Origin of the sequence: Halobacillus litoralis, assembly GCF_020524025.1 — a bacterium.
Lineage (GTDB): Bacteria > Bacillota > Bacilli > Bacillales > Halobacillaceae > Halobacillus > Halobacillus litoralis_D.
In genome coordinates, this window is the sequence record NZ_JAIVKN010000003.1 from 216,695 (window position 1) to 242,022 (window position 25,328).

Here is a 25,328-nt window from a genome sequence, read left to right on the forward strand (position 1 = left end):
GCCTCCTTTTTATTTAGCAACAGCTACGGTTGTATGTGACTCCGCATTTTCTTGAATTTCTTTTGCATACCAGCTTTCTGCATGGCCATTTTCCTGTTTATATTCCCTTAGTCCACCCATTCCTCTATGATAAGCCGTTAATGCTTCGTTCCAATTTCCGTACTTTCCTTTCAGAAAATCTAAATAAACGAATGATAACTGCATGGAATAATAAGGATCAAATAGTAACTCTTCTTCATAAGGAAGACCAGCCATATCTGCAATCCATGGAGCCGTATTCTTCATAAATTGAGACATCCCGTAAGCTCGGCCGTATTTTGTTTTAGGTCCTACTAATTCAGGATTAAATGTCCCACCTGTTTCAACTTTTAATAATTCATATACAAGATACGGGTCAATTTCATACCGTTGGGATTCCCGTACTAAGTACATTGCCCACGTTTTTTTAAATTGCCCATCACTTTCTTTAACCAGTTGTTCAGCTTTCTCTTCTACTTTGGGCCATGTATGGTACCCGTTCATTTGATTCTTCTCAGGTTTTTCCTCAAGTAAATATGCATTGGTTGAAGATAAACGATCATTTTCTTTAACAAGTGTTTCATTCCTATTCTCCAACTGCAGGTTATCTTCTGCTAGAGCCTGTTCTTCTTTATTGTTCCAATGGTTTACAGCAAAGAACATAACTGCAACAAGCAGCATAGCCAGACCTGCTTGATATAGATAATTATTTTCGTTCATTGTTATTCACTCCTCCGGCCTACTGTACATAAGGCATAACTATATCCCACCTCTTCCAGAAGCCATCTGGCTATCCTAAACGATACGATTATGTATAGCAACGGAAATACTCAAACGCAAAATTTTTAAAAAACACAAATCCTTCTAACTATTCATATCGTGTAGTAATAAGGAGAGAGGGGGCCTTGCGCCTATGAAAAATGTGGCACAACAGTTTATTACCCAAAAGTTAAAGCAATTAACCGTCAAAGACTTACTTTTTTACAGTAAAAAGTACCGTATTCCAATTTCAAAGGAAGAAGCAGCTTCCATCGTGAAAGCCTTGAAAAAAAATGAAGAAAATCCCTTTGATCCAAAAGGTCGGAAGAGAATGTTGAAAAAACTTGCCAGTATCACATCTGTTGATACTGCCAGATCGGTCAACCAATTACTGATAAAATTGGCAAAAGAATATGGAGTAGAACATTGGTTAAAATAAGATGTAAAAAAGAATAAAGACTATTCTTATCATGGACGGAATTTTCTTATACAGCCGTACCCAATAACTTGACTGCAGGCTTTACTTGCTGGAGATAGTAGCTGAGGGAATCACTCTTTAAATTAGTGGTTTATACCTTACTTTCTATAAAAGAGGTATTTAAAAAAGATCTCCTTCTTTTAATTAGAGACGAAAGCATGGGGGATTTGGTTCTGTCAGAAAATCTTTGCGTATAAAGTGAATTGTGTATTAAAAAAATCAAGCTTAAGGGAGTGTCCCTCAGCTTGATTTTTTAGTGACCTTATAATAAAGAACAGGAATTACTCACTGACCAAGAATCTTTTCTTTCAAATCTTCATCAAAGGTTCCCTCTTTAACCATGTTGATTTCAAAACGGTATGGCGGTTTTTTGTTTTTCTTATCTTCCCCTACATAAGGAGTTTCTAATATTTTTGGCAGATCTTTCAGGGAAGGGTGGTGAATGACCTTGTGAAGGGCCTCAAATCCAATATGACCAAAGCCGATATTTTCGTGGCGGTCTTTCCCTGCACCTTGTATGTTTTTACTGTCGTTGACGTGTACGACTTTCAAGCGGTCTAACCCGACAACCTTATCGAATTCATCCAGGACGCCATCAAAATCTTCTACAACGTTATACCCTGCATCATGAATATGGCAGGTATCCATGCAGACCGAAAGTTTTTCATTCATCGTTACACCGTCGATGATTTTAGCTAACTCATCAAAGCTTCTCCCGATCTCTGATCCCTTACCAGCCATTGTTTCCAGGGCAATCTGTACATTCTGATCCTTATGCAGGACTTCATTGAGTCCCTCGATAATCTTAGGCAGTCCCTTATCTACTCCTTGTCCTACGTGAGAACCCGGGTGAAGGACAATCTGCTTCGCTCCAAGAGATTCTGTCCGTTCAATTTCATTACGCAGGAAATCAACACCCAATTGGAAAGTTTCCGGTTTTGTTGTATTCCCAATATTAATGATATAAGGGGCGTGAACGACAATATCATTAATCCCGTTAGCTCTCATATGTTCCATTCCAGCTTCAATATTTAATTCCTCAATAGGGCGTCGCCTTGTATTTTGCGGAGCACCCGTATAAATCATAAACGTGCTGGCACCGTAGGAAGCTGCTTCTTCACTTGCTCCAAGAAGCATTTTCTTTCCTTTCATGGATACATGTGATCCAATCTTCAGCATATACTCTCTCCTCCCTTATTTCTTCTTGAACCTGTTCTGTTTTAGTTTTCTCATATTCTTATCGGCCTGCTGTTTCATCTTCTTCTTATATCCCGGTTTTACTTTTTTCGGTTTGCGGACCATTTGTTTAGCCTTCTTTTCAAGATCGGACGCTTTACGTTCTCGGTTTTCCCTTTCGTTATATGCGTTGACCTCTTTCCATTCACCATTTTTCACTTCATAAAAATCAAAAGTTAATCCTTTCTTTTCCAACTTTTGAATTAATGGCAGGTCTGATTCTTTATATAGGTTAATTGCTGTGCCCTGTAGACCTGCTCGAGCCGTCCGTCCCACCCGGTGGACATAAAACTCTTCCTCTTTAGGCATTTGAGCATTGATGACATGGCTTACACCTTGAATATCAATACCACGGGATGCAAGGTCAGTTGCAACAATATACTGGTAGCGCAGGTTCTGCAATTCTTTGAGCATCCGTTTACGTTCACGTGGAGACAACCCGCCATGTAAGAGTCCCGTTTCCAGGCCCCGACTCAGCAACTCGTCAGCAAGCTTGTCAGCGTGCTCTTTGCCATTTGTGAAGATGATGGCTAAATAAGGTTGAATGGCTTTGGATATTTCAACAATAATATCGGCCGGCTCTTTATGACGCAGTGGGACAAGTCGGTGTTCCATAGTTTCTGGTGAAGGTTTATCATCTTCAATTTGAATGTGAACAGGATTCGTAAGGTATTTTTTCAAGAATGGCTGCAGTCGTTCCGGAATCGTTGCGGAAAAGACGAGCATCTGTACATCCTGATCCATACGGACAAGAATCTGATCGACATCTTCAATAAAGCCTAAATCAAGCATCAGATCAGCTTCATCCAGCACGAATGATTTCGCATGGTACAAGTCAATCGCTTCTTCTTTAACCATATCCAAAATTCTTCCTGGTGTACCTACTACAATATGAGGCGGACGAGAGGACAGCTTATCAACCATCTTCTGTTTATCTGTACCTCCAATGAGCAGTTTAGAACGCCATACCTGTTCTTTCCCTGCCAGCTCAATCGCCTTTTTAACTTCTTCCTGTATTTGAATAGCCAATTCTCTTGTAGGCGCAGTGATAACGAATTGTACGTGATTTAACGTGTCATCCAATTGATTCAGCATAGGCAGAAGATAGGCATGCGTCTTGCCGGAACCTGTGTGGGATTGACCGATCAAACTTTCTCCTCTCAACGCAGGTGGCAATACTTGTTCCTGAATCGGTGTTGGTTTCTTAAAGCCTAAACCTTCAATAATCTGACTGACTGTTGAAGAGATGGCGTATTGTTCAAATGTATGCTTACTCATAACCGTTCTCCTTTAATGTAAAATGTTCCTTCCCTATTATAATAGAGCCGAGGCCAAATTGCACGATAACGTTGTATGATAACGTCTTTCTTTGTCATCTTTCCCTTTACCCTTTATAATGATAATGGTATCTTTAAAGTTATTGGATTGGATTTAGAGGAGGACGTTAAAGATGGAAGTTATTAAAATCGCCCCTCGCGGTTATTGTTATGGTGTAGTAGATGCGATGGTCATTGCACGAAACGCAGCTAAAGACTCGAACCTACCTCGCCCAATATATATATTAGGTATGATTGTCCACAACTCTCATGTAACAGAAGCCTTTAAAGAAGAAGGCATTATCACTGTTGACGGAAAGAACCGCAGTGACATGTTGGAAGGAATTCATGAAGGCACTGTGATTTTCACAGCCCACGGCGTATCTCCTCAAGTCAAGGAACGCGCTAAACAAAAAGGGCTGACCGTTTTAGATGCTACTTGTCCTGATGTAACCAATACTCATAATTTAATCAGAAACAAAGTAGCGGAAGGCTATGAAGTGATATATGTAGGAAAAAAAGGGCACCCTGAACCGGAAGGCGCGATGGGTGTTGCCCCAGGGAAAGTCCACTTAGTTCAGACAGAAGAAGACGTGGAAGAACTTAATCTCAGTCATGACAAATTAATGATTACCAATCAGACAACTATGAGTCAATGGGACGTCTATGATGTCATGGAAAAAGCAAAAGAAAAATATCCTCAGCTTGAGAAGCAGCAGGAAATCTGTATGGCAACTCAAGTACGTCAGGAAGCTGTGTCTGAGCAGGCTGGCGAAGCAGATTTAACACTCGTTGTCGGGGATCCAATGAGTAATAACTCAAACCGACTTGCCCAGGTCTCCATGGAAAAAGCCGGAACTACAGCTTACCGGATTGCTGATGTTACAGAAATTCAATTAGAATGGCTCGAAGGCGTTAATAAGGTAGCTGTTACTGCAGGTGCTTCTACTCCAACACCTATTACAAAAGAAGTCATCAAATTTATTGAAGCTTTTGATCATCAGGATGAAGACACATGGATTCGTGAATCGAAAGTTGAACAGAAAAAAATTCTTCCCCCGGTGAGAGCAAGGAAAAAAGTGAAGAGATAAATAAAAAGAAGGCAGCTTTTTCAGCTGCCTTCTTTTTATTTTATTCACTCAGTAAACTTTCGTTACATAATGGTAAAAGGTTCTGTATTCACTTCTGATATTATAATGTTCAACTTTCCTTCACCGATACAATGTTCTTCTAAATATTGTTTAACTTTTGAACAGACCACTTTTTCTACATGATGACCTGGATCTATGACAGCAAGTCCCATTTCCATCGCGTCCTGCGTCATATGGAAAGTCATATCCCCTGTGATATAAACGTCTGCTCCACTAGCTTTAGCTTTATGGATGTACTTCTCCCCACTTCCTCCAAGAAGTGCAACGGTTTGTATGTTTTTTTCAAGATCACCAGAAACACGAAGATTCGGCACATCAAAACCAACCTTGACCTTCTCGACAAAGTCCCTTAAACGAATGGGCTGTTCCAATCTTCCTACACGCCCCACGCCAAGAGACTGACCTTCATTTAACAAAGGATAAAGATCATAAGCGACTTCTTCATATGGGTGAGAGTCCTCCATTGCTTTTAGAACAGCTGATAATTTTGATTTCGGAACGATGGTCTCCACACGTTTTTCATCAACTTGCTCAAGTTCTCCTTGTTTCCCTATATAAGGGGTGGTTCCTTCTTGAGGTTTAAAGGTACCTTCTCCAGAAACCTGGAAAGTACAATGACTATAGTTTCCTATATAACCTGCCCCTGCATGTCCAATGGACTCTCTTACTTGTTCGAGGTGAGTTTCAGGTACGAATACAGTCAATTTAACCAGTTCATCTTTACCAGTTTCTATAAGAGGTTTTCTATTCTTCACCTCGAGAATATCCGCCATGACATCGTTTACCCCACCTTCTGCCACGTCTAAATTCGTGTGTGCTGCGTAAACCGTAATGTCATGCTTAATTAACTTTCTGACAACCCTTCCCTTGGGTGTATCAAAATTGATTTGATTCAGCTTCACAAATAACAGAGGGTGGTGGGCAATTATTAAATCCACTTGCTTTTCAATCGCTTCGTCCACTACATTTTCCAGAACATCCAGGGTTACCATAACGTTTTCGACCGGTTTATTTAATGTTCCTACTTGTAAACCAACATTATCCCAGTCATAGGCCAGGTTTTTAGGTGACCATCTTTCAAACTGTTTGATAATATGCTGGGCTGTTACTTTCGTCATGAGTGTAATACCTCCTCCAACCATTGGATTTCCTGATTGATCATATTCAACTTTTCTTGATTCACAGCAGTCGCCTGTTTCATTTGGTTCAAAACGTACACTTTCTTATCCAGTTCCTCCCGGCATTTTTGAATAAACGCAGAAGAGCGTTGTTGAAGCAGAAAAGGACCCAGCCACAATTGTTTTTGAAAATCTTCTTGAAGGTTCTGATACGCGTTGTCCGGATTCCCTTTTTCCGCTACAAGTATTTCATAGATGTGACCGCCTTCTTCGACAATCGTCTCATCCACCAAATTAAACCCATTTTCATAGTACCATTTACGAATCGATCGTGAATCGATGTTTGGCTGAGTAATGACACGCTCAACACTGGTTAATTTATTCTTTCCCTTTTCCAGGATGTCGCGAATTAGAGGGCCTCCCATACCTGCTATAATAATCTGTTTCATTTCATCAGGAGCGATTACTTCAAGGCCATCCCCAAGCCGTACATCTATACGGTCGTGTAGTTCATGTTTCTTCACTTCATTTAAGGCGCTGTCAAATGGGCCTTTATTTACTTCACCAGCTACAGCTTTTGCCTCAGGATCATTTAAGCATACATAGCATGGCAGATACGCGTGATCTGATCCTATATCTGCAAAATATGCGCCTTTGGGCAGGAATCCTGCCACTAATGCTAAACGTTGTGACAATTGGTTTACATTCATACGATCTTTCCTCTCATAAAAGAAAAGCTTCCTGATGGTAACAGAAAGCTTTTCCTTTCGTACTTATTATTTTTTCTCCGCCAGCCATTCAGCTAACTGAGTGGCTTGCTCACCTGTATAAAGACCTGCAGGCATTTGAGAACCTTTACCATTTACAATGATATCTTTTATTTCTTCTGCTGAGTATCTAGAACCAACCTCCTGCAGGTTTGGTCCTACTCCACCTCCGAGATCGCCCCCGTGGCAGCTGGCACACTTACTTTGAAACATTTCTTCCGGATTAGCTGACGTTGTTTCTTCCTGTTTCTCGCCGCCACCTTCTTCTTCGTTATGGATGGCCTCTCGCTGATTAATACCAGCTGAAGATACGATAATCATAGTGACGATCCCCAGGACAGCGATGATTGCGAATGGAATCACAGGGTTCTTTCTCATAAATGACAACCTCCTTATGTATTCCTTCAAGTGAATTTTTCGTGTCTAATCGACTATACTTATTTTACTTGAAAACCGTTACTTATTAAAGAGATAACATGTGAAAACTTATAAAACAATGGAAATAATCAATAAACTTAATCCTATCATACCCGTTACTGTGAGGAATTTCACCTTCCATCCATATCCTATTCCTATCCAGATAAAACAATGGACAGCCATAGCTATGTATAAAATTGAGTGATTCATTAATATTTGTTCAATAACCTGAATGGAGAGAAGCATGATAATTAATAAAGCTATGATGGTCGGGACTAAAAACCATTCGGACTTCTTATATTTTAACCACCAAATATGAGTACATACAAGGACTACAAAACTCGACAAAAGCCCTGTTTGCATTATGATGCCCATTTCAGTAAAATAAATGACAAGAAATGAAAGGGGTAACAAAAAAGAACTAAAGACTAAAAATGAGATGAATACAAGCCTTCTAAAAGGATTTAAATGCTTCTGTTTATCCTGAGTGCTTATCTTTTCTCCCTGGGTGTATAAAGCTAAAAGGAAGTCACAATATTGACGTGGCAGCAGGCGGTTTTCTTTCCAGTTCCTTATTTCGTTAATAATAATCTTTGTACGTTCACCTTCCATAACACCCTCCAAAAAAACAAAAGAAACTCAGGACCCCTCTTACAGTGCAGCTGTTCGAGGTATCCTGAGTCAGAAGTTTTCTTTATTCCATGAAGTCTTTCAATCGTTTACTTCGGCTAGGGTGTCTAAGCTTACGCAAAGCCTTCGCTTCGATTTGACGAATTCTCTCACGAGTAACTCCAAACACTTTTCCTACCTCTTCTAATGTTCTTGTACGGCCATCATCTAATCCAAAGCGGAGACGAAGAACGTTCTCTTCCCGATCGGTAAGCGTATCTAGTACGTCTTCCAGCTGTTCCTTCAATAACTCATAGGCAGCATGGTCGGAAGGAGAGGTCGCTTCCTGGTCTTCAATGAAGTCACCAAGATGAGAGTCGTCTTCTTCACCAATCGGCGTTTCTAATGACACTGGCTCCTGGGCAATTTTTAGGATTTCACGGACTTTATCCGGCGTAAGATCCATATCCTGGGCAATTTCTTCAGGCGTAGGTTCACGTCCTAAATCTTGAAGCAATTGACGCTGAACACGGATTAATTTATTTATGGTTTCTACCATATGCACTGGAATACGAATTGTACGTGCCTGGTCTGCAATTGCGCGTGTAATCGCCTGTCTTATCCACCATGTTGCATAAGTACTGAATTTATAACCTTTGCGGTAGTCAAATTTCTCAACAGCCTTAATAAGACCCATGTTTCCTTCTTGAATAAGGTCTAGGAAAAGCATTCCTCTCCCTACATAACGTTTAGCAATACTTACAACAAGACGAAGGTTCGCTTCAGCCAAGTCACGTTTCGCTTCTTCATCACCATTTTCAATCCGTTGTGCAAGACTGATTTCGTCCTTAGCTGATAATAGGTTTACCCGGCCGATTTCCTTCAGGTACATTCTAACAGGGTCGTTGATTTTTACACCTGGAGGAACACTTAAATCATTCAGATCGAACTCTTCTTCTTTATCAAGCTGCTTCATGCTTGGATCCGTCTCCGAATCACCGATGACTTCTACCCCTTGTTCGTTAAGGTGTTCATAAAATTCATCCATCTGATCGGAGTCCAATTCAAAGCTGGACAGTTTTTCTGCCACCTCTTCATATGCGAGGATCCCGCGTTTTTTACCCAACTCTACTACTTGCTCTTTCGCCTGCTCAAGGGTTAATTCCGTCTGATTTTCAGTTTCTTTAGAACGTGATGGCTGTTGTTGCTTATCTGCCATAAGTCCCCCTCCTTCCAACAATCTATCCAAACTCAACCTAGTGGTGTTTTATTTCTTTTTTACGTTTAATAATTTCCATCGCAATTTCAGCCGCTTTAATCGGCTCATTTTGCTGTTCAGCCCTTTTCAGCTCAGATTCAAGATTTTTTATATCCGTTCGATCCCAATGTTCTGAACGAATCCTGTCGATATAATCATGGATCTCCTGGTCAGAAACCTCTTCGCTTACAGGCGCCATCGCTAACTCAACTGCGAGATTCTTAATGGAAGCATCTTCAATCAATTCAACAAACTGACTGATATCTGATTCATTACCGTCTTCATAATATGCATAAAGATGAGTCACAATGACCTTATGCTCATCTATGTTGAAGGCCCCGCCAAGTTCTTCCTGAACTTTATCAGCAATGTACGGATCTTTCAACATATATGCAATCAGCTTTCTTTCTGCGTTATGAAAAGCAGGAAGGAGCTTTTTTTGAACCGATGACTGTCTTTTATGATTAGTATATCTGTTCTTTGGCTCATTATCCTTTGATCCTCTATGACCTCTGATCTGTTGAACTTCTTCCTTTAATGTGTCTAAGGAAAGTTGAAACTCTGAAGATAAATCATTGAGGTAATGCTCTCGTTCAACAGCTCGATCGAGGGATGCGATCTCTTGTAGTACTTTTTCGATATAAGTGATCCGATCTCCTTCTAATTGCAGATTATAATCCCTGCGGAGATAATTCATCATAAACGAAATGTACGTATCACTTGTATCGATAATCTCCCGCTTAAATCTCTCGCCGCCATTCTTCTGTATGAATTCATCCGGGTCCATTGCGTCAGGAACACGCGCGACATAGGTTTGGCTCCCTACATCCTTCGTCAGCTTAGCTGCTTTTACGGCCGCTTCAATTCCAGCCCGGTCCCCATCGTAGCAGATGATAATTTGATCTGCATACTTCTTCAATAAGTTTGCCTGAGAACTTGATAACGAAGTTCCCATAGTACCTACTGCATGATGAATGCCTGCCTGATCTGCGGAAATTACATCTCCAAAGCCTTCGAAAAGAATCACAGATTTCTCTTTTCTTATGGCTGAACGGGCAAGGTCAAAATTATAAAGAAGTCTTCCTTTATGAAACAATTCAGTTTCGGGACTGTTTAAATATTTTGGCTCCTGCTCTCCTAGGGACCTTCCTGCAAAAGCTACGGTCTTCCCAAGATGATTTCTAAGAGGAAAAATAACCCGCCCGCGAAACCTGTCGGCATATTCACCATGATCATTGGTACTGAGCAACCCCGCTTTGACCATTGTTTGGGGATGGTACCCTTTCTTTTCAAGAAAAGTGACAACGAAATCTTTACTGTCAGGAGAATAGCCAATTTGGTATTTCTGAATGGTTTCATCCGTAAATCCACGATTAATTAAGTACTGATAAGCTTCCCGGCCATCCTTGGAATTCTTTAACAGATGGTGGTATAATTTGGTCAGCCACTGATGGGCTTCCAGCATGGATTGAGATTCTTGACTGTGTTTTGCCGGTCCCTCATCTACCATTTGTTCAGGAATGTCAATCCCCGTCTGTTCTGCTAACTGCTTCAAAGCTTGAATAAAGCTGAAGCCTTCCATTTCCATAAGGAAGGTATAGACATTCCCTCCCTTTCCACAACCAAAGCAATGGAAAATCTGTTTATCTTGAGAAACGGAAAAAGAAGGAGTGTTCTCGCCATGGAATGGACAGAGGCCAAAATGGTTTCTCCCTTGTTTTTTCAGATCAACATAATTGCCGATCACCTCAACAATATCTGTTGATTTCCTTATCTCATCTACTTTTTCTTCTGGAATATGTCCAGCCATATGATCACCATACTAATCAATTATTCTCTCTTAAAGGCTAAATCCCTTCATGTACGGACAACAAATGCTCTAATTTTGAGCGAAATTCTTCCCTGTTTTTGTCCGAAAAGGCGGAGGGCCCTTTCCATTTCTTCCTTTGCTTCATTGACTGCTGCCGGATGAACTTCTGGTTCATGATGAGCTCAGCATCATTTTCCTTAACCAGTTTACCTCTTGGTGTCAATACATAAACCCCTTGCCCGGTCATTAGAACACCAAGCGATAAGTCTTGTGTAATTACAATATCACCCGGTTGGACACGGTTAAGGATGAATATATCTACAGATTGAGATCCATCATCAACAAACATCCAGCCAGCCGCTGCTTTTTCAGCACTATAATGATTGACTGTTGCAATAAATTGAGGCTTTAGTTCATAGAGGCTGCATACTTCAATAATTTCACTTTGAACAGGACAACTATCTGCATCAACCCAGACGTTTACATTTGTATTTGACATAGTATCAGTATTTCTACAGTTAGCGGTAGAATCCTCCTAAAAAATGAATGTTTTATTTTTCTGAAAAGTATCGGAGCGTCTTTGGAAGATAAATGAATCTTTGATGAACGATAGACATGTCTTACATAAAGGATTTTTACCACAAATAGATATTATAATACATTCCTCCTGTTTATGCTATGTCTAATTTTACCTAATTTCATTCTTCCCAACAAAAGTCGCGCTTAATCATAGCGCGACTTTCTATAATGTGTACTATTCTTGAACATCCTGGCGCCATTTATTCATGATGACATTTGCTGTTTCTTCTACAGCCTTGTTGGAAACATCTATAACAGGGCAGCCTATCCGCTCTACTATTCGATTAAAATGATCGATTTCCTGCTGAATTCTATCTAGGTTTGCATAACTTGCCTGGTCTCCGAGACCAAGAGATTTTAAACGTTCTTTTCTTATATCGTTAAGCTTATCTGCACTAATTTTCAAGCCAATACACTTTTCAGGATTGACTCGGAAGAGCTCTGACGGGGGCTGCACTTCAGGGACAATTGGAACATTTGCCACTTTCAAACGCTTGTGGGCAAGATACTGTGATAAAGGTGTTTTTGAGGTGCGTGAAACTCCAATAAGGACGATATCTGCTTTTGAAATGCCACGGGGGTCCCGCCCATCATCATAGCGCACAGCAAACTCAATTGCTTCCACACGCTTGAAATAATCTTCATCAAGTTTGTGGACAAGTCCTGGCTCTAAGCGAGGTTTCACTTTCAGGTGACTTTCCATCGCTTCCATCATCGGCCCCATAATATCGACGCACCTGATTCCATGTTTCTCTGCTTCCTGTTTGAGGTGATTTCGGAACTCAGGCACCACCAAAGTAAAGCCGATCATCGCTTGATGTTCCTTCGCTTGTAATACTGCTTCGTTTATGGTTCCCTTATCTTCTACATAGGGAATCCGCTGCAGGTCAAATGGTCCATCATCGAATTGACTGAGACAGGCTTTTACGACAAGTTCAGCTGTTTCCCCGACTGAATCAGATAATACATAGATCAAAGGTTTATCCATGATTCCCTCTCCTCCCCCTCTGTTTCATTTATAGATGCTGGTCACGAGCAAGTTCAACAAGTGCCTTGGTAATATTCGTTTTTGTTAGTCGTCCGATCACTTCTAATCCATCTTCTGTACGATTGACGACTGGAAGGGCATCAATTTGTTTTTCAATTAACTTTTGAGCTGCATCCAATAGTAAATCGTCTTCTTCGCATATCGTTATGTTCGGCATTCTTGTCATAATAATATGCACAGGAATAGAAGACAAATCCTGCGACCCCATACTTGCTCTTAGAAGATCTTTCCTTGATAAAACTCCTACTAAATGGGTTTTATTGTCGATAACGAATAAAGTCCCGACATCTTCAAGAAACATCGTACAAATGGCATCATAGGTGGATACATTCTCTTCTACTAAAATAGGCAGTGACTGATACTCACTGACTTTGAACTTTTTGAGCTTTTCTGTGAAGAGTTCTGAACCTGTTTTACCAGTGAAAAAATAACCTACACGGGGTCTTGCATCCAGAAATCCCGCCATCGTTAAGATGGCCAGGTCTGGACGAAGAGTAGCCCGTGTAAGATCAAGTCTGTCTGCGATATTTTCTCCTGTAATAGGCCCATTATCCTTTACGATTTGTATAATTTGTTCTTGCCGGTTAGAAAGTTCCAATCTTTCACCACCTTGACCGCTAAATGTGTCATACTAATCATCATTATACATCATTTATATGATTGGGTAAAAGGCGGGAAATTTAGAACTGCTGCTTCCACTCGATAGCCGTTAAATCAGCAAATTTATATATATCCACTGAAACACGGTGGAGGAGACCAAGTCTGTTCTGACGAACCTTCTCATCCTCGGCCATCACCATCGTTGCATCAAAGAAATCATGAATAGGTGCAGAAAGCTCAGACAGTGTTTCCAGCGCTTTCTCAGGTTCATCATTGTTTAATTGATGAAGATAAGGTGTATGGATTTTCTGGTAAACCTCGTAAAGTTCAGCCTCTTCCTCATTCTCGAATAGCTTTTCATCCACCTCATCACTATCTGCTTTCTTTGCTAAGTTCAAGACTCGACCCAACGCTTCCTGTACTGGTTTAAAGTCAGGGTCCTGTCTTTTCTCAACTAAGAGCTCAGCTTTTTGAAGCGATATTGGGTAAACACCGATTCCTTGAGCTAATACAGCTTCTACAACATCAGGGTCCACTTGATTTTCCTTTAACAAGTAAGCTGCGCGGACACGGAAGAATTCGTGTAAGTCCCGGCTTACCTCCTCTTCTGAACGGGTAGGTAAATCTAATTCACGGTAGAATTGATGAACAAGATTAATTAAATCCTCGACGGAAATAGACCACTTGTGTGTATTCAAGGTTTGTAGAATACCTAATGCCTGACGCCTTAATCCATATGGGTCCTGAGATCCTGTTGGAATGATACCAATGGATATACTACCAACGATCGTATCTAACTTATCTGCAACACTGACAATAGATCCGATCGTAGATGGCGGAACAGCGCCATTTGCCTGTCTGGGCATATAGTGTTCATTAATAGCAACAGCAACTTCCTCATCTTCGCCAAAGATACGGGCATATTTTTCTCCCATTACTCCTTGAAGCTCTGTAAATTCATCAACCATTTGAGTAACAAGATCGAATTTGCAAATTTCGGCTGCTCGTTTTGCCTTTTGCTTTTGTCCCTCATCCAGTTCTAACCACTCGCTTAATTTACCGCTTATGGCTACAATTCGGTTTACTTTATCTGCTAAAGTACCAAGTTCTTCTTGGTAGACCATACGGGAAAGCTTTTCCATTTTTTGATCAATGCTTCCTTTTTGATCTTCTTCATAGAAGAACTGAGCGTCTTTCAAACGTGCTTTAAGTACTTTCTCATTTCCGCGTGAAACGATATCTAAGTGCTGGTCATCCCCATTGCGCACACCTACAAAATAAGGAAGCAGTTCGCCTTCGCTGGAACGTACAGGGAAGTATCGCTGGTGTTCCTTCATAGATGTAATTAAAGCTTCTTCAGGAACATCTAAAAACTCTTCAGAAAAGGAACCACTGAACACGGTCGGATATTCGACAAGGTGTGTCACCTCATCCAGAAGGTCTTCATCAATAATGAGTTTCCAGCCATTTGATTCCTCCAGTTGTTTCAACTGATTTAGAATCTCCGCTTTTCTTTTTTCTACAGAAGCAAGGACATACTGTTCCGTCATCACGTCCTCATACGTCTCCGCTTGTTCAACTGTAGTTTCAGAACCTAAGAAGCGGTGACCATAAGTTTTCTTGTCTGTACCTACATTTTCAATAGAAAATGGAATTACCTGCTCGCCATACAGTGCAATCATCCAGCGGATTGGACGTACGTAACGCAGGTCTCGATCTCCCCACCGCATATTTTTTGGGAAGGTAAGAGATAGAAAAACACTTCGAAAGTCTTCTAAAAGTTTCGCTGTCGGCTCCCCTTCAATAAATTTATTGACATGAACATATTCTGTTCCTTTAATTTCTTTAAAGTAAATATCATCGACGTCTTTTCCCTGCCCCTTGGAAAATCCAATAGCGGCTTTGGTCCAGTTTCCTTCTTCATCAAGGGCGATCTTTTTAGCAGGGCCTTTCGCTTCTTCTTCAATGTCTGGTTGTTTTTCTTCAACTTTTGTAATCTGTACAGCAAGACGTCTTGGCGTTGCATAACCTTTTATTTCTCCGTAAGGAACGCGGTTATCCTCCAGCCAGCGCAATGTCTTTTCCTTTAACTGGTCCAAAGCACTGTTAATAAAGCGGGCTGGTAATTCTTCTACGCCTAATTCAAACAATACCGTTTTACTCATCGTTACCATCCTCCTTCTTTAACATAGGGAAGCCAAGGCGTTCTCTCTCTTCCACATAGGTTTTTGCAATTTTTCTAGCAAGGTTCCGGACACGTGAAATATATCCTGTTCTTTCGGTGACACTTATTACTCCTTTAGCGTCCAAGAGGTTAAATGTATGGGAACATTTAAGAACATAGTCATAAGCCGGGAACACCAGCCCCTGCTCCATAATCCGTTGAGCTTCTTTTTCATAAGTTGAGAATAAATCGAAAAGCATCTGCTCATCAGAAGCCTCAAATGTGTAGACAGAATGTTCATACTCAGGCTGTGTAAAAATATCTCCAACAGTCACACCGTTCGTCCATTCCAAATCAAAAACGTTTTCCTTGTCCTGAATATAGGAAGCAAGTCGTTCCAGCCCGTAAGTGATTTCAGCCGAAACGGGGCGAGCTTCTAACCCACCAATTTGCTGGAAATAAGTGAACTGAGTGATCTCCATGCCGTCCAACCATACTTCCCAGCCTAAACCAGCAGCTCCTAAAGTAGGGTTTTCCCAGTTATCTTCAACAAAACGAATGTCATGCTTTGCAGGGTCAATTCCCAGCGCACGAAGGGAATCTAAATACAATTCCTGGATGTTATCCGGGGAAGGTTTCATAATCACTTGAAACTGGTGATGCTGATATAGACGGTTTGGGTTCTTACCGTAACGTCCATCCGCAGGGCGGCGGGACGGCTCGACATAAGCCACATTCCACGGTTCCGGCCCTAAGCTTCGAAGCAGCGTCATAGGGGACATCGTACCTGCCCCTTTTTCTGTATCATAAGCCTGCATAAGCAAACATCCTTGATTGGACCAATGATTCTGCAGTGTTAAAATCATTTCTTGAATATTCATAATTTCCCTCCTAAATAATATAAAAAAACCCCGTCCCTACGTCTGGTCACAGACATAGGGACGGGGTCTCCGCGGTTCCACCCTAATTGCTTTCTATCTTAAAGAAAGCCACTTTAAGTCGTTGCTCCAGAATGCCTTCACTGATCCATTAACACTTGTCTTTCACCATCACAAGCTCGCTATAGAAAACGGGGTTCAGCTACTACTTTCCTTCTTTACAACACGTTATTTTGTAATAGAATCATACTCTAATCCACGCATGTATGTCAAACATCAATCGGAAAATAAATCAAGCTGCTTCAGGAACTTTTTCGATTTTATAAAATAGCCACCGTAGCGTTCATAATATTCATCCATTATTTTCCTAAGCAGTTGCTTATTTTCATCTTTCATAGTTATCTGGCCAAGCCGCTTTACATCCATATGTAGAAAAACCCTTAATAATTTAGGCAGAGGATCCGGCAGTCCATAAGCTTCCGGGTCGCGGTGTTTACAACGGTAACACAGCAGACCTCCTTCCACCATAGAAAAAGAAAAGGGCCCTTCTGGATTACCACAATGCAGACAATGATCAACCACTGGAGCAAATCCTGCTTTGCGGTACATTTTAAGTTCATACATTAACGTGAGAATGTTCGGGTCTTTCCCTTCATTCATCCACAGAAACGTTTGGAGCAGCTGTTCAAAAAGAAATGGATCCGGCTGTTTTTCATCAATGAGCTTATCGGTCAGTTCTGCAATGTAGGAGGCATATGCTGTCTTAACAATATCCTCCCGTATGGACCTCAGAGAAGAGATCATCTCCCCTTGACTCATTGATGCCAGGCCGGATCCTGATTGAATGAGGAATGTGCCGTGGATAAACGGTTGGGTAATCGATGACATACGGCTTTTCGGCTTCTTAGCGCCTCGGGCCATTACGCCAATTTTCCCTTTTTCTCTTGTCATCATTGTTACAATTTTGTGGGTCTCCCCATAATTATTTGTTCGAATGACAAGACCTTCCACTTTGTCCATCAAATGGCTCACCTGCTCTAATTACGGATTAAGATCATCCGTAGATATTGGTTCAGGAGAGGAAGCGAATGGATCCTGAGACTGTTGTTGATCTTGAGACTCCAACTCTTTCATTAACAAATAAGTTTCCACACTTCCTGTCTGGCTGAAAACATTCCATGAAAGCTTGTCGCGCACAAGAAACACCGCCTTTCTTATATTCGCTATATGAGTATACAATTTTAGAATGCTTCCTCTTCCTGAAATCATAAGGCTTAATTTTTTCCAACCCTTAATATTCGTCTTCCCTGTAACCAAAATCACTTAACTGGATCTGCTTATTTCTCCAGTCTTTTTGTACTTTCACCCATAATTCTAAAAACACTTTACTTCCAAGAAGGGATTCTATATCCTTTCTCGCCCGTTTCCCAACTTCCTTCAGCATACTTCCCTGTTTACCAATGATGATGCCTTTTTGGGATTTCCGTTCTACAATAATGGCTGCCTGGATATAAACCGCGTTAGAATTTTCCCTGGGCTGGATTCCTTCGATAACAACAGCAATAGAGTGTGGGATTTCTTCACGCGTCAAATGCAATACTTTTTCGCGGATAAATTCACTAATTACAAACCGCTCAGGGTGATCAGTAATCTGATCTTCCGGATAAAATTGCGGTCCCTCAGGTAAATGGTTTTTTAAAACACTAATTAAGTGATTGACATTATTTCCTTCAAGTGCAGAAATTGGAATAATCCCTTCAAAATCCAGCATCTCCTTATATTGATCAATCAGCGGCAGAAGATCATCCGGATGGACTCTGTCAATTTTATTAATGATTAGAAAAACTGGTTGTTCCACACGCTGAAGACGATCGATAATGAACTGGTCTCCCCGCCCATATCCTTCCTCCGCATTAATCATAAAAAGAACGGCGTCTACTTCATTTAAGGTGTTTTCAGCTACATTCACCATATAATCGCCAAGTTTATGCTTAGGTTTATGAATACCAGGGGTGTCAATAAAGATAATTTGAGATTCCTTATCTGTCATAACTCCCTGTATTTTATTTCTTGTTGTTTGTGGCTTATCACTCATAATGGCAATTTTTTCGCCGATGACACGATTCATAAACGTAGATTTACCTACATTAGGACGACCGACAATTGTCACGAAGCCAGATTTAAAGTTCTCTGTCATAGTTGTTCCTCCAATGATTACCTGAAAGGTGTTTCTTATTTCATTCTACTATATATCCTGGTGCGTTTCATTCCACTTACAAAAAAGATAAAATTTTCGGCAGGAAGATTATTGCTCCTGTAAACACTGAACCAATGCTTACAACAAGAACAGCTCCAGCAGAGATATCCTTCACAGCCCCTGCAACAGGGTGTTGTTCTGGAGCAAGATAATCCAATAATTTTTCAACAATCGTATTTATCATTTCCAACGCCAGGACAAGGGAAATCGTAATAATAAGTACAGCCCACTCAACAGCCGACAGCCCTAAGATAACAGCGGCTAAAAGAACGAGGACTGCTGCCGAAAGATGAATTCGAAAATTCCGCTCTGTTTTCCATACAATGGTCAATCCATTCCAGGCGTACCGGAAGCCGATGGACTTTTTTTTCTTACGAACGCTGGAGTCCGAATTCATTGAGAATATCCTCTTGACGACCGAACATGGCTTTCTCGTCTTCTTCATTCATATGATCATAGCCAAGCAGATGTAAAAAGCCATGAAGAGCAAGAAATCCAAATTCTCTTTCTAAAGAGTGCTTATATTCTTCTGCCTGTTCTTTAGCCTTATCGACAGAAATAACGATATCTCCAAGCATGAGAGGCATATTTTCATCCAATACGTTCATCTCTCCTTCGCCCATTTCCTGCATAGCAAAAGAAATTACATCTGTTGGCTGGTCTTTCTGGCGGTAGTTTCGGTTAATTTCCTGGATCTCTTTGTTATCCACGAAGCTTACAGAAACTTCAGCATCTCCAGTAATGCCTTCTTTTTCACCTGCGAAGCGAAGGATACGTTGTATCATATCTACAAAAGCTTCATCTACCGAATTGGTTTCATCATGGAAATCTATTGTAATCATAATAATGCCTCCCTAAGTATTGCGTTCTATATCGCATGTACCAACTTACTTATATTCATAAACATTTTGCCCTCACCTGGTAACATGGCTTAAGTTAAGAGTAGTCTTCCACATAAGGCCAGTACTCTTCCGCTTTATTGCTTTAATGAATGATCAAGCAGACAGTATACAACCTGCATTTTTTAGAGAAGAACACTTCAAGCCATCCGAACTCCCTGTGACATCAGGAAGGCGGGAATACAGCTGCAATGATCAACGATTAAGCGCTCCCTATCCGATTATTTCTTGTTTAAGCCTTTCACAAAGTGGGTCCTTTCATGCTCCTGTTCTACAGAGACCACGTCTTAAAATGCTGTCAGTTTGAGTATATACAATCGAAGGACGAAGCGCAAAAAAGCTACGTTCCTCATCTCAATTTTAATTACTGAATAAAGTGGAGTTTATGGATTTTTATATTCCTATAAATACCCTTACTTTACGATATCTTTGTGTTCATAGTTAAACCCTGATCATTTAATCCTTGCAGACACATAAAATAAGACCCACAGAATGGGTCTTACTGAGGGTCTTTGTCATAAGCATCGATAATTCGTTGAACTAGAGGGTGTCTAACTACGTCAGTTTGATCTAAATGAATAAATTCAGATCCTTTCACCTTAGATAGTCTTTCCTCCGCTACACGCAGACCTGACTTAACTCCTTTTGGCAGATCTACTTGTGTAATGTCTCCAGTAATAATCATCTTTGAACCAAACCCTAAACGGGTCAGAAACATCTTCATTTGTTCAGGGGTCGTATTTTGGGCCTCATCCAGAATAGCAAAGGCGTCATCTAATGTACGTCCTCTCATATAAGCAAGAGGGGCAATTTCAATGGTCCCTCTGTCAATGAGTCGGGCTGTATGTTCTGCACCAAACACGTCATGCAGCGAATCATATAGCGGACGTAAATAAGGATCTACCTTTTCTTTCAAATCACCCGGTAGAAACCCTAGACTCTCTCCTGCTTCAACAGCTGGGCGGGTAAGAATAATTCGTTTAACGTCACCATTCTTCAACGCATTTACTGCCATAATAACAGCGAGGTATGTCTTTCCGGTGCCGGCTGGACCAATCCCAAAAACTAAGTCGTTATTTTTTATGGCAGCTACATAATTTCGTTGACCGAGTGTTTTAACACGAATGGATTTACCTTTGGAGTTTTTTGTTATTTCATCTTCAAATAAAGCTTCAAATTGATTGATTTTCCCTTTTTTAGCTAACTCTACAGCATACACGATGTCCCTTTCGGTAATCGTCAGGCCCTTGCGGATAATAGCAAGCACACTGAGCAGGATATCTTCTGCTAACTGAACATGTTCTGCCTGGCCGGAAATACGCACTTGTTCTCCGCGGGAAATGATGGTGACCTGTAATTTTTCCTCAATTTGTTTGAGATTACGATCTTCTGTGCCGAATAAGGCTAAAGCTTCTGTTGTGTTATCTAATTGAATGTCCATCGTTTTTAAATCTGCTGGCATACTCAATCTCCTTGGCTAAAATACTTGGTTTCTGCTATATTTTCATAAACTTTGTACAATAGGATTAATTTTACTTTACCATTCTCCTCATCAAGGTGCAAAACTTTTTCTTCCTTGATTTCCGCCTCTTGATCCAACTCCTGGATCAGACTGTTCCGAGCGGAAGTAAGCCCCAGCTCTTTAATCTCTTTTTTTGAGGATTCGTAAGCTTTAGGGTCGATGGAATAGTAATTCACCGTTTTCATATAGACGGGGCTCTGAACCCCGAAAACACTCCATTTAGAATCATGTTGCTCTTCCCTGACTCCTTCTTCTTCAGCGCGCCACCATCCCCAAACGGGGAAATGGACCTTTCCCACCTGTATTTGATACTCTTTCTCCATCGTACCATCTGTTAAAATGAGCACCTGTTTCATAGGAAGTGTCTGCTCTACCCTATACCATGTTTCTGCAATCACTTCCCCTTCTGAATGAACAAACGACTCTCCCTCTTCTACAAGCTGTCCTGTAGCAAGTACCTGCCCTTTTTTCACAACATCATGAACAGAGACAACTGGTCGTCCTTTTTTAATGAACGTTTCCACGACCATTCCTTTCTTGGCAGCCACTAAATTAGAAGGACGGTCGTTGACATCTGTATCATACCTGGTCTTTTCCACTCCATAGAGATGGTAGCTTGTCCCTTGCTTTTTCACACCAATCCACAATAAATCCGGGATGTCATCAAGAAGGTTCTGCTGAATTTCATTCGGATCTTTCATCCCTATTGTTAGTTTTCCAGGGGACACACCATAACTATTCAATTTACTTTCCACATCCGCCTCCAACTCGGGTGTCAGCCCCTCCACTTTAATTGACCATAAGGTATTGGCTAATAGGAATATGACAGCTACAGCCGCTAAAAAAGCCACTAATAACGATACCCTTTTCAATAGATGCTGAAAGATAAACGGAATCCCTTTCCCATCTTTAATGGATAGTCTGCATCGATATTTTTTCCTCAAACGTCTGAGTATCGCCCAATCTTTAAGACGGATAGTGAAAACCACTTTATTATTGTCCACTCTTTTTAAATTCGAAATGTGGCATCCATGTCTGGTACAGGCTTGAAGAAAAGGTTCAATTAATGTACCTTCCGCCTCTACGGTCATGATTCCTTGCAGGAAATCATGCTGGTTTCTCATGTGCTCCCCCCTTTAGAATCAGGAAAGAACTCCACAGATTTCAACTCACCCTCTAAAAGGAGTTCTTCTTTCAGCATCATCTTAACGCCTAAGTCTTTACCGAGGATTCTCACTTGACCTTTCTTATATTGGATTCTTACTTCTGTATCTGAAAAGTGTAGGAGGCCCGTGTGATTTTCTATGTACACGTGGATGGATCCTATGGTTGTAATTCTGGGTAAATCCAACATAACGTCGGATGGCAGATCAAAGTAACGACCAATCCAAGCACGAATCTGCTGTTGCCATTTTGACATGCGACGCCCCCCCTTCTTTTCATTTATACGAAAAACGCACGAATTGTATCACTACAATTCGTGCGTTTCCCTATCTTTTTCGAGGATGAGTGCTGTGAGGCTTATGAGCTCGGGGTGGCCCTAACACCTCTCGCATTAAAATTCCTTCAGCCAGACGCTTTTTATCCCATTTTTTTGCACTTTCAATAAGCGGCCCGTCTATAGAAAGTTGACGAGGAGTATCCTTGGCATACTTCTTATTCCGATTCCCATGAGATTGAGGGGCTTCATCAATCTTGTCATAAGAATAGGCTTGAATAGGATCCGCTTCCTGAGCACCTCCGGAAAGTTCATCCATCCGCTTTTTCTTTTCTTCATAGTACTCATTTAGCCGCTCTTCCCCTGTTTTCATCCTTGGTTCTTCCGGTTTTTCTATTGACCGGGGACCACTCGGATAAGATGAGGGGGAGGGGGCGTTATTTTTTTCCCGTTTTTGTTTAGTTTCCTTTTCTTTCGTCATCCCGCTGAACCAGCTGACAATACCGCCAATGACTGCCGCGAGAATAAGAAAGTTACTGAAAATAAGTTCAAGAAGATCTCCCATGCAAATTCTCCTTTTAAGTGATCAAGGATTAACTGTCTTCTTCGCCTTCTTCATCAGACATCTTACCTAAAGTGTTTCTCATATCTGTATCGGCATTAATGTTCTGATAGTTCATATAATCCATGACCCCCATTTTCCCGGATCGTAATGCTTCGGCAAGGGCTTGAGGAACTTGAGCTTCTGCTTCCACAACTTTCGCCTGCATTTCTTGTACGCGGGCCCGCATTTCCTGTTCTTGGGCAATCGCCATAGCCCGGCGTTCTTCAGCTTTCGCCTGAGCGATATTCTTATCTGCTTCAGCCTGGTCTGTTTGAAGAATAGCGCCGATATTCTTACCAATATCAATGTCCGCGATATCTATGGATAAAATCTCAAACGCTGTCCCGGCATCTAATCCTTTCCCTAAGACGTTTTGTGAAATACGATCAGGATTTTCCAAAACTTTATTATGATTTTCACTAGAACCGATGGTAGATACAATTCCCTCACCTACACGGGCAATGACAGTATCTTCGCCGGCACCACCGACAAGACGATCGATGTTTGCTCTTACAGTAATACGCGCTTTCGCTTTAACTTCAATGCCATCCATTGCAACACCCGCAATAAATGGCGTTTCAATTACCTTTGGATTAACACTCATCTGTACAGCTTCGAGAACGTCACGTCCAGCCAGATCAATGGCTGCACAGCGCTCAAAGCTTAACTCGATGTTTGCACGTTGTGCAGCGATGAGAGCATTCACTACACGGTCTACATTTCCTCCTGCAAGGTAATGGCTTTCCAATTGATTGGTATTTACATTAACGCCTGCTTTATGAGCTTTAATTAAAGGATTAATGACGCGGGAAGGGATAACACGTCTTAACCGCATCCCAACTAATGTAAAGATATTAATTTTCACTCCGGCTGCCAAGGCACTGATCCAGAGCATGACCGGGATAAATGTGAACAATACAGCTATTACAATAATAATGACACCAATAATTATTATCGGCATGAGTTCTTGAAGGGTCATTCTGTTTCCTCCTCTAATTCATCTTTTTTTAATTCTCGAACAACAATACGAGAACCTTCTGTTTTCATTATTTTCACGTGCTTATTAACTGGTACAAATCCGCCTTCAGTTACTACATCCAAACGTTCGCCGTCAAAATCTGCGGTACCCGACGGCCTGAGAGGTGTCAACGACTTACCCTCTAAACCAATTAGATCAAGTCGGTTAACCGAAGATACATATCCTTTTTCCGCGGAAGTCGAGTCATTAAGAATGACATGACGGAAGAACCCTCTTTCCAAGCCCATCGTTTTGAAAAGAATCACCGATACGACAATGGTCACCAGTAAAGCAATTCCTAAACTCATAGCCATATGCCCCATATCCGCTGAAGATAACATGAGTGAAGATACAATGGCGATGATACCGGCAATACCAGCAATCCCGCCCGGAAGGAAAAACTCAGCAATTACAAGTCCTATGCCGAGAACCAGCAGGATGATAGCTTCGTAACCAGCAAGTCCTGCGACAATATGTCCGTAAAAGAAAAGGACAAGTGCAAGGACCCCCATGGTGCCTGGAATACCAAATCCAGGGGAATAAAGCTCAACAACAAGCCCTAGACTTGCGACCGATAATAATATCGGTATAACCACAGGATCTGTTAAGAACCGCGCAATATTTTCTGAAAGTGTCGGGTTCTGTTCAACAATTTCTGCATCAGATAATTGAAGCTCATTCAACAATTCGTTACGATCATCAACAATTCCTTCTGCATACCCGACTTCCAGCGCTTCTTTTGGACCCAGCGTTAAAAACTCCCCTTCTGCTGCTCCGTATTCTGGAAGGTCAATGCTGCTGTCTGCCATAGCTCTCGCATAAAGGGGGTCACGCCCATTTGCTTCTGCAGCGGCCACCATAGAGGAGATCCAGGCTGATTGGGCTTTTTTGTCTGCTGCCGTTCCATCTGAATTAATGACTCCGGATGCCCCCATTGTGGCTTGAGGTTTCATATAAATCTCATCTGCATTTAAAGCAATGTAGGAACCAGCCGAATAAGCCCTGTTCGTAACAAAAGCGCTATTTGGAATATCAAGTCCTTGAAAAATTTCCCCTATCTCCCCTGCCGCATCGACACGGCCTCCAGGTGTATCCACTTCAAATATGATATGATCCACACCACTTTCCCTGGCTTCTTTTGTCGTGCGCTTTAAGAAAGCGGCCATTCCTCTTTCAACTGTATTTTCGACCGGAATAACATAGACAGTGTCTCCTTCACCATCTGCGTGGGTTTTATCGGAAAGATCGAAAAAGAATAGACCCCCGGCTATAAAGATGAGTGAGACCCATAAAAATATACGCCAAGAACGTTTCATCCACCTTTCACCTCCCTATGTGTAGCTTCCCCATCGAATAGTACGTATACGACCAGACATGCTGAATG

27 protein-coding genes are annotated in these 25,328 nt (G+C 41.3%); 2 read left to right on the forward strand and 25 right to left on the reverse strand.

The genetic code is table 11. The features are described from left to right. Positions 1-9: 9 nt before the first annotated feature. Positions 10-738, reverse strand: coding sequence for a lytic transglycosylase domain-containing protein (locus LC036_RS12675; RefSeq protein WP_226583074.1), 729 nt, complete (start codon positions 736-738; stop codon positions 10-12). Positions 739-931: 193 nt separating this feature from the next. Between LC036_RS12675 and LC036_RS12680 the strand changes: the two genes are divergently transcribed. Next, positions 932-1,216, forward strand: coding sequence for a DUF2624 domain-containing protein (locus tag LC036_RS12680; RefSeq protein WP_226583077.1), 285 nt, complete (start codon positions 932-934; stop codon positions 1,214-1,216). 324 nt (positions 1,217-1,540) lie between these two features. Here the strand turns inward: LC036_RS12680 and LC036_RS12685 are convergent, their stop codons facing one another. Both LC036_RS12685 and LC036_RS12690 read right to left on the reverse strand, forming a co-directional pair. After that, positions 1,541-2,434 (reverse strand): deoxyribonuclease IV, encoded by an 894-nt coding sequence (locus LC036_RS12685; protein WP_226583081.1) that lies wholly within the window; start codon positions 2,432-2,434, stop codon positions 1,541-1,543. A 15-nt stretch (positions 2,435-2,449) separates the two neighbouring features. Beyond that, positions 2,450-3,769, reverse strand: coding sequence for a DEAD/DEAH box helicase (locus tag LC036_RS12690; RefSeq protein WP_226583084.1), 1,320 nt, complete (start codon positions 3,767-3,769; stop codon positions 2,450-2,452). Positions 3,770-3,941: 172 nt separating this feature from the next. Here LC036_RS12690 and LC036_RS12695 point away from each other — a divergent pair, with 172 nt between their 5' ends. Next, positions 3,942-4,898: a 4-hydroxy-3-methylbut-2-enyl diphosphate reductase gene (locus LC036_RS12695; RefSeq protein WP_226583087.1), complete on the forward strand. Its 957-nt coding sequence runs from the start codon at positions 3,942-3,944 to the stop codon at positions 4,896-4,898. 62 nt (positions 4,899-4,960) lie between these two features. On the opposite strand, the gene LC036_RS12700 is transcribed toward LC036_RS12695, so the two are convergent. From LC036_RS12700 to LC036_RS12805, 22 genes are all read right to left on the reverse strand, one after another. Beyond that, positions 4,961-6,076, reverse strand: a complete 1,116-nt coding sequence (locus LC036_RS12700) for a Nif3-like dinuclear metal center hexameric protein (RefSeq protein WP_226583090.1) — start codon at positions 6,074-6,076, stop codon at positions 4,961-4,963. Next, complete coding sequence (locus tag LC036_RS12705; RefSeq protein WP_226583092.1) at positions 6,073-6,786, reverse strand: tRNA (adenine(22)-N(1))-methyltransferase; 714 nt, start codon at positions 6,784-6,786, stop codon at positions 6,073-6,075. Before LC036_RS12705 ends, LC036_RS12700 begins: the two co-directional genes overlap by 4 nt. 66 nt (positions 6,787-6,852) lie before the next feature. Beyond that, positions 6,853-7,221, reverse strand: coding sequence for a cytochrome c550 (gene cccA / locus LC036_RS12710; protein WP_226583095.1), 369 nt, complete (start codon positions 7,219-7,221; stop codon positions 6,853-6,855). A 108-nt stretch (positions 7,222-7,329) separates the two neighbouring features. Continuing rightward, positions 7,330-7,872 carry a hypothetical protein gene (locus tag LC036_RS12715; RefSeq protein WP_226583097.1) on the reverse strand — a complete coding sequence of 181 codons (543 nt, stop codon included), beginning with the start codon at positions 7,870-7,872 and terminating at the stop codon, positions 7,330-7,332. An 82-nt stretch (positions 7,873-7,954) separates the two neighbouring features. Further along, positions 7,955-9,088, reverse strand: a complete 1,134-nt coding sequence (gene rpoD, locus LC036_RS12720) for an RNA polymerase sigma factor RpoD (protein ID WP_226583100.1) — start codon at positions 9,086-9,088, stop codon at positions 7,955-7,957. 37 nt (positions 9,089-9,125) lie between these two features. Then, entirely contained in the window at positions 9,126-10,937 is a 1,812-nt protein-coding gene (gene dnaG / locus LC036_RS12725) for a DNA primase (protein ID WP_226583103.1), read from the reverse strand. A 37-nt stretch (positions 10,938-10,974) separates the two neighbouring features. After that, positions 10,975-11,436, reverse strand: coding sequence for a DUF188 domain-containing protein (locus tag LC036_RS12730; protein WP_226583106.1), 462 nt, complete (start codon positions 11,434-11,436; stop codon positions 10,975-10,977). 255 nt (positions 11,437-11,691) lie between these two features. Further along, positions 11,692-12,504: a pyruvate, water dikinase regulatory protein gene (locus LC036_RS12735; protein ID WP_226583109.1), complete on the reverse strand. Its 813-nt coding sequence runs from the start codon at positions 12,502-12,504 to the stop codon at positions 11,692-11,694. A 28-nt stretch (positions 12,505-12,532) separates the two neighbouring features. After that, positions 12,533-13,162, reverse strand: a complete 630-nt coding sequence (locus tag LC036_RS12740) for a helix-turn-helix transcriptional regulator (RefSeq protein WP_226583111.1) — start codon at positions 13,160-13,162, stop codon at positions 12,533-12,535. An 82-nt stretch (positions 13,163-13,244) separates the two neighbouring features. Next, a complete protein-coding gene (gene glyS, locus LC036_RS12745; protein ID WP_226583114.1) occupies positions 13,245-15,329 on the reverse strand; it encodes a glycine--tRNA ligase subunit beta in 2,085 nt (694 codons plus the stop codon). Then, positions 15,322-16,209, reverse strand: coding sequence for a glycine--tRNA ligase subunit alpha (gene glyQ / locus LC036_RS12750; RefSeq protein WP_226583117.1), 888 nt, complete (start codon positions 16,207-16,209; stop codon positions 15,322-15,324). The genes glyS and glyQ overlap by 8 nt, the downstream gene beginning before the upstream one ends. A 273-nt stretch (positions 16,210-16,482) precedes the next feature. Then, a complete protein-coding gene (gene recO, locus LC036_RS12755) occupies positions 16,483-17,229 on the reverse strand; it encodes a DNA repair protein RecO (RefSeq protein WP_226583120.1) in 747 nt (248 codons plus the stop codon). A gap of 18 nt (positions 17,230-17,247) precedes the next feature. Continuing rightward, entirely contained in the window at positions 17,248-17,412 is a 165-nt protein-coding gene (locus tag LC036_RS12760; RefSeq protein WP_413229890.1) for a YqzL family protein, read from the reverse strand. Between the two features lie 85 nt (positions 17,413-17,497). Continuing rightward, positions 17,498-18,403: a GTPase Era gene (era, locus tag LC036_RS12765; protein ID WP_226583123.1), complete on the reverse strand. Its 906-nt coding sequence runs from the start codon at positions 18,401-18,403 to the stop codon at positions 17,498-17,500. 76 nt (positions 18,404-18,479) lie between these two features. After that, a complete protein-coding gene (locus tag LC036_RS12770) occupies positions 18,480-18,860 on the reverse strand; it encodes a diacylglycerol kinase family protein (protein WP_226583125.1) in 381 nt (126 codons plus the stop codon). Beyond that, positions 18,835-19,308, reverse strand: a complete 474-nt coding sequence (gene ybeY / locus LC036_RS12775; protein ID WP_226583940.1) for an rRNA maturation RNase YbeY — start codon at positions 19,306-19,308, stop codon at positions 18,835-18,837. The genes LC036_RS12770 and ybeY overlap by 26 nt, the downstream gene beginning before the upstream one ends. A 553-nt stretch (positions 19,309-19,861) precedes the next feature. Further along, entirely contained in the window at positions 19,862-20,824 is a 963-nt protein-coding gene (locus tag LC036_RS12780) for a PhoH family protein (RefSeq protein ID WP_226583128.1), read from the reverse strand. A gap of 2 nt (positions 20,825-20,826) precedes the next feature. Then, positions 20,827-22,008 (reverse strand): sporulation protein YqfD, encoded by a 1,182-nt coding sequence (gene yqfD, locus LC036_RS12785; protein ID WP_226583131.1) that lies wholly within the window; start codon positions 22,006-22,008, stop codon positions 20,827-20,829. Further along, positions 22,005-22,304 (reverse strand): sporulation protein YqfC, encoded by a 300-nt coding sequence (gene yqfC / locus LC036_RS12790; protein WP_226583134.1) that lies wholly within the window; start codon positions 22,302-22,304, stop codon positions 22,005-22,007. The genes yqfD and yqfC overlap by 4 nt, the downstream gene beginning before the upstream one ends. A gap of 70 nt (positions 22,305-22,374) precedes the next feature. Beyond that, positions 22,375-22,887 (reverse strand): hypothetical protein, encoded by a 513-nt coding sequence (locus LC036_RS12795; RefSeq protein WP_226583137.1) that lies wholly within the window; start codon positions 22,885-22,887, stop codon positions 22,375-22,377. Positions 22,888-22,915: 28 nt separating this feature from the next. Further along, entirely contained in the window at positions 22,916-23,905 is a 990-nt protein-coding gene (gene floA / locus LC036_RS12800) for a flotillin-like protein FloA (RefSeq protein ID WP_226583140.1), read from the reverse strand. Next, entirely contained in the window at positions 23,902-25,260 is a 1,359-nt protein-coding gene (locus tag LC036_RS12805) for an NfeD family protein (protein ID WP_226583143.1), read from the reverse strand. Before LC036_RS12805 ends, floA begins: the two co-directional genes overlap by 4 nt. Positions 25,261-25,328 lie beyond the last annotated feature (68 nt).

What these genes read in the sequence shown, in the direction of transcription:
- LC036_RS12675 (WP_226583074.1), bottom strand. Translation starts at nt 738, where the DNA reads ATGAACGAAAATAATTATCTATATCAAGCAGGTCTGGCTATGCTGCTT.
- LC036_RS12680 (WP_226583077.1), top strand. Translation starts at nt 932, where the DNA reads ATGAAAAATGTGGCACAACAGTTTATTACCCAAAAGTTAAAGCAATTA.
- LC036_RS12685 (WP_226583081.1), bottom strand. Translation starts at nt 2,434, where the DNA reads ATGCTGAAGATTGGATCACATGTATCCATGAAAGGAAAGAAAATGCTT.
- LC036_RS12690 (WP_226583084.1), bottom strand. Translation starts at nt 3,769, where the DNA reads ATGAGTAAGCATACATTTGAACAATACGCCATCTCTTCAACAGTCAGT.
- LC036_RS12695 (WP_226583087.1), top strand. Translation starts at nt 3,942, where the DNA reads ATGGAAGTTATTAAAATCGCCCCTCGCGGTTATTGTTATGGTGTAGTA.
- LC036_RS12700 (WP_226583090.1), bottom strand. Translation starts at nt 6,076, where the DNA reads ATGACGAAAGTAACAGCCCAGCATATTATCAAACAGTTTGAAAGATGG.
- LC036_RS12705 (WP_226583092.1), bottom strand. Translation starts at nt 6,786, where the DNA reads ATGAATGTAAACCAATTGTCACAACGTTTAGCATTAGTGGCAGGATTC.
- cccA (WP_226583095.1), bottom strand. Translation starts at nt 7,221, where the DNA reads ATGAGAAAGAACCCTGTGATTCCATTCGCAATCATCGCTGTCCTGGGG.
- LC036_RS12715 (WP_226583097.1), bottom strand. Translation starts at nt 7,872, where the DNA reads ATGGAAGGTGAACGTACAAAGATTATTATTAACGAAATAAGGAACTGG.
- rpoD (WP_226583100.1), bottom strand. Translation starts at nt 9,088, where the DNA reads ATGGCAGATAAGCAACAACAGCCATCACGTTCTAAAGAAACTGAAAAT.
- dnaG (WP_226583103.1), bottom strand. Translation starts at nt 10,937, where the DNA reads ATGGCTGGACATATTCCAGAAGAAAAAGTAGATGAGATAAGGAAATCA.
- LC036_RS12730 (WP_226583106.1), bottom strand. Translation starts at nt 11,436, where the DNA reads ATGTCAAATACAAATGTAAACGTCTGGGTTGATGCAGATAGTTGTCCT.
- LC036_RS12735 (WP_226583109.1), bottom strand. Translation starts at nt 12,504, where the DNA reads ATGGATAAACCTTTGATCTATGTATTATCTGATTCAGTCGGGGAAACA.
- glyS (WP_226583114.1), bottom strand. Translation starts at nt 15,329, where the DNA reads ATGAGTAAAACGGTATTGTTTGAATTAGGCGTAGAAGAATTACCAGCC.
- glyQ (WP_226583117.1), bottom strand. Translation starts at nt 16,209, where the DNA reads ATGAATATTCAAGAAATGATTTTAACACTGCAGAATCATTGGTCCAAT.
- era (WP_226583123.1), bottom strand. Translation starts at nt 18,403, where the DNA reads ATGACAGAGAACTTTAAATCTGGCTTCGTGACAATTGTCGGTCGTCCT.
- LC036_RS12770 (WP_226583125.1), bottom strand. Translation starts at nt 18,860, where the DNA reads ATGAATTCGGACTCCAGCGTTCGTAAGAAAAAAAAGTCCATCGGCTTC.
- LC036_RS12780 (WP_226583128.1), bottom strand. Translation starts at nt 20,824, where the DNA reads ATGCCAGCAGATTTAAAAACGATGGACATTCAATTAGATAACACAACA.
- yqfD (WP_226583131.1), bottom strand. Translation starts at nt 22,008, where the DNA reads ATGAGAAACCAGCATGATTTCCTGCAAGGAATCATGACCGTAGAGGCG.
- yqfC (WP_226583134.1), bottom strand. Translation starts at nt 22,304, where the DNA reads ATGTCAAAATGGCAACAGCAGATTCGTGCTTGGATTGGTCGTTACTTT.
- LC036_RS12795 (WP_226583137.1), bottom strand. Translation starts at nt 22,887, where the DNA reads ATGGGAGATCTTCTTGAACTTATTTTCAGTAACTTTCTTATTCTCGCG.
- floA (WP_226583140.1), bottom strand. Translation starts at nt 23,905, where the DNA reads ATGACCCTTCAAGAACTCATGCCGATAATAATTATTGGTGTCATTATT.
- LC036_RS12805 (WP_226583143.1), bottom strand. Translation starts at nt 25,260, where the DNA reads ATGAAACGTTCTTGGCGTATATTTTTATGGGTCTCACTCATCTTTATA.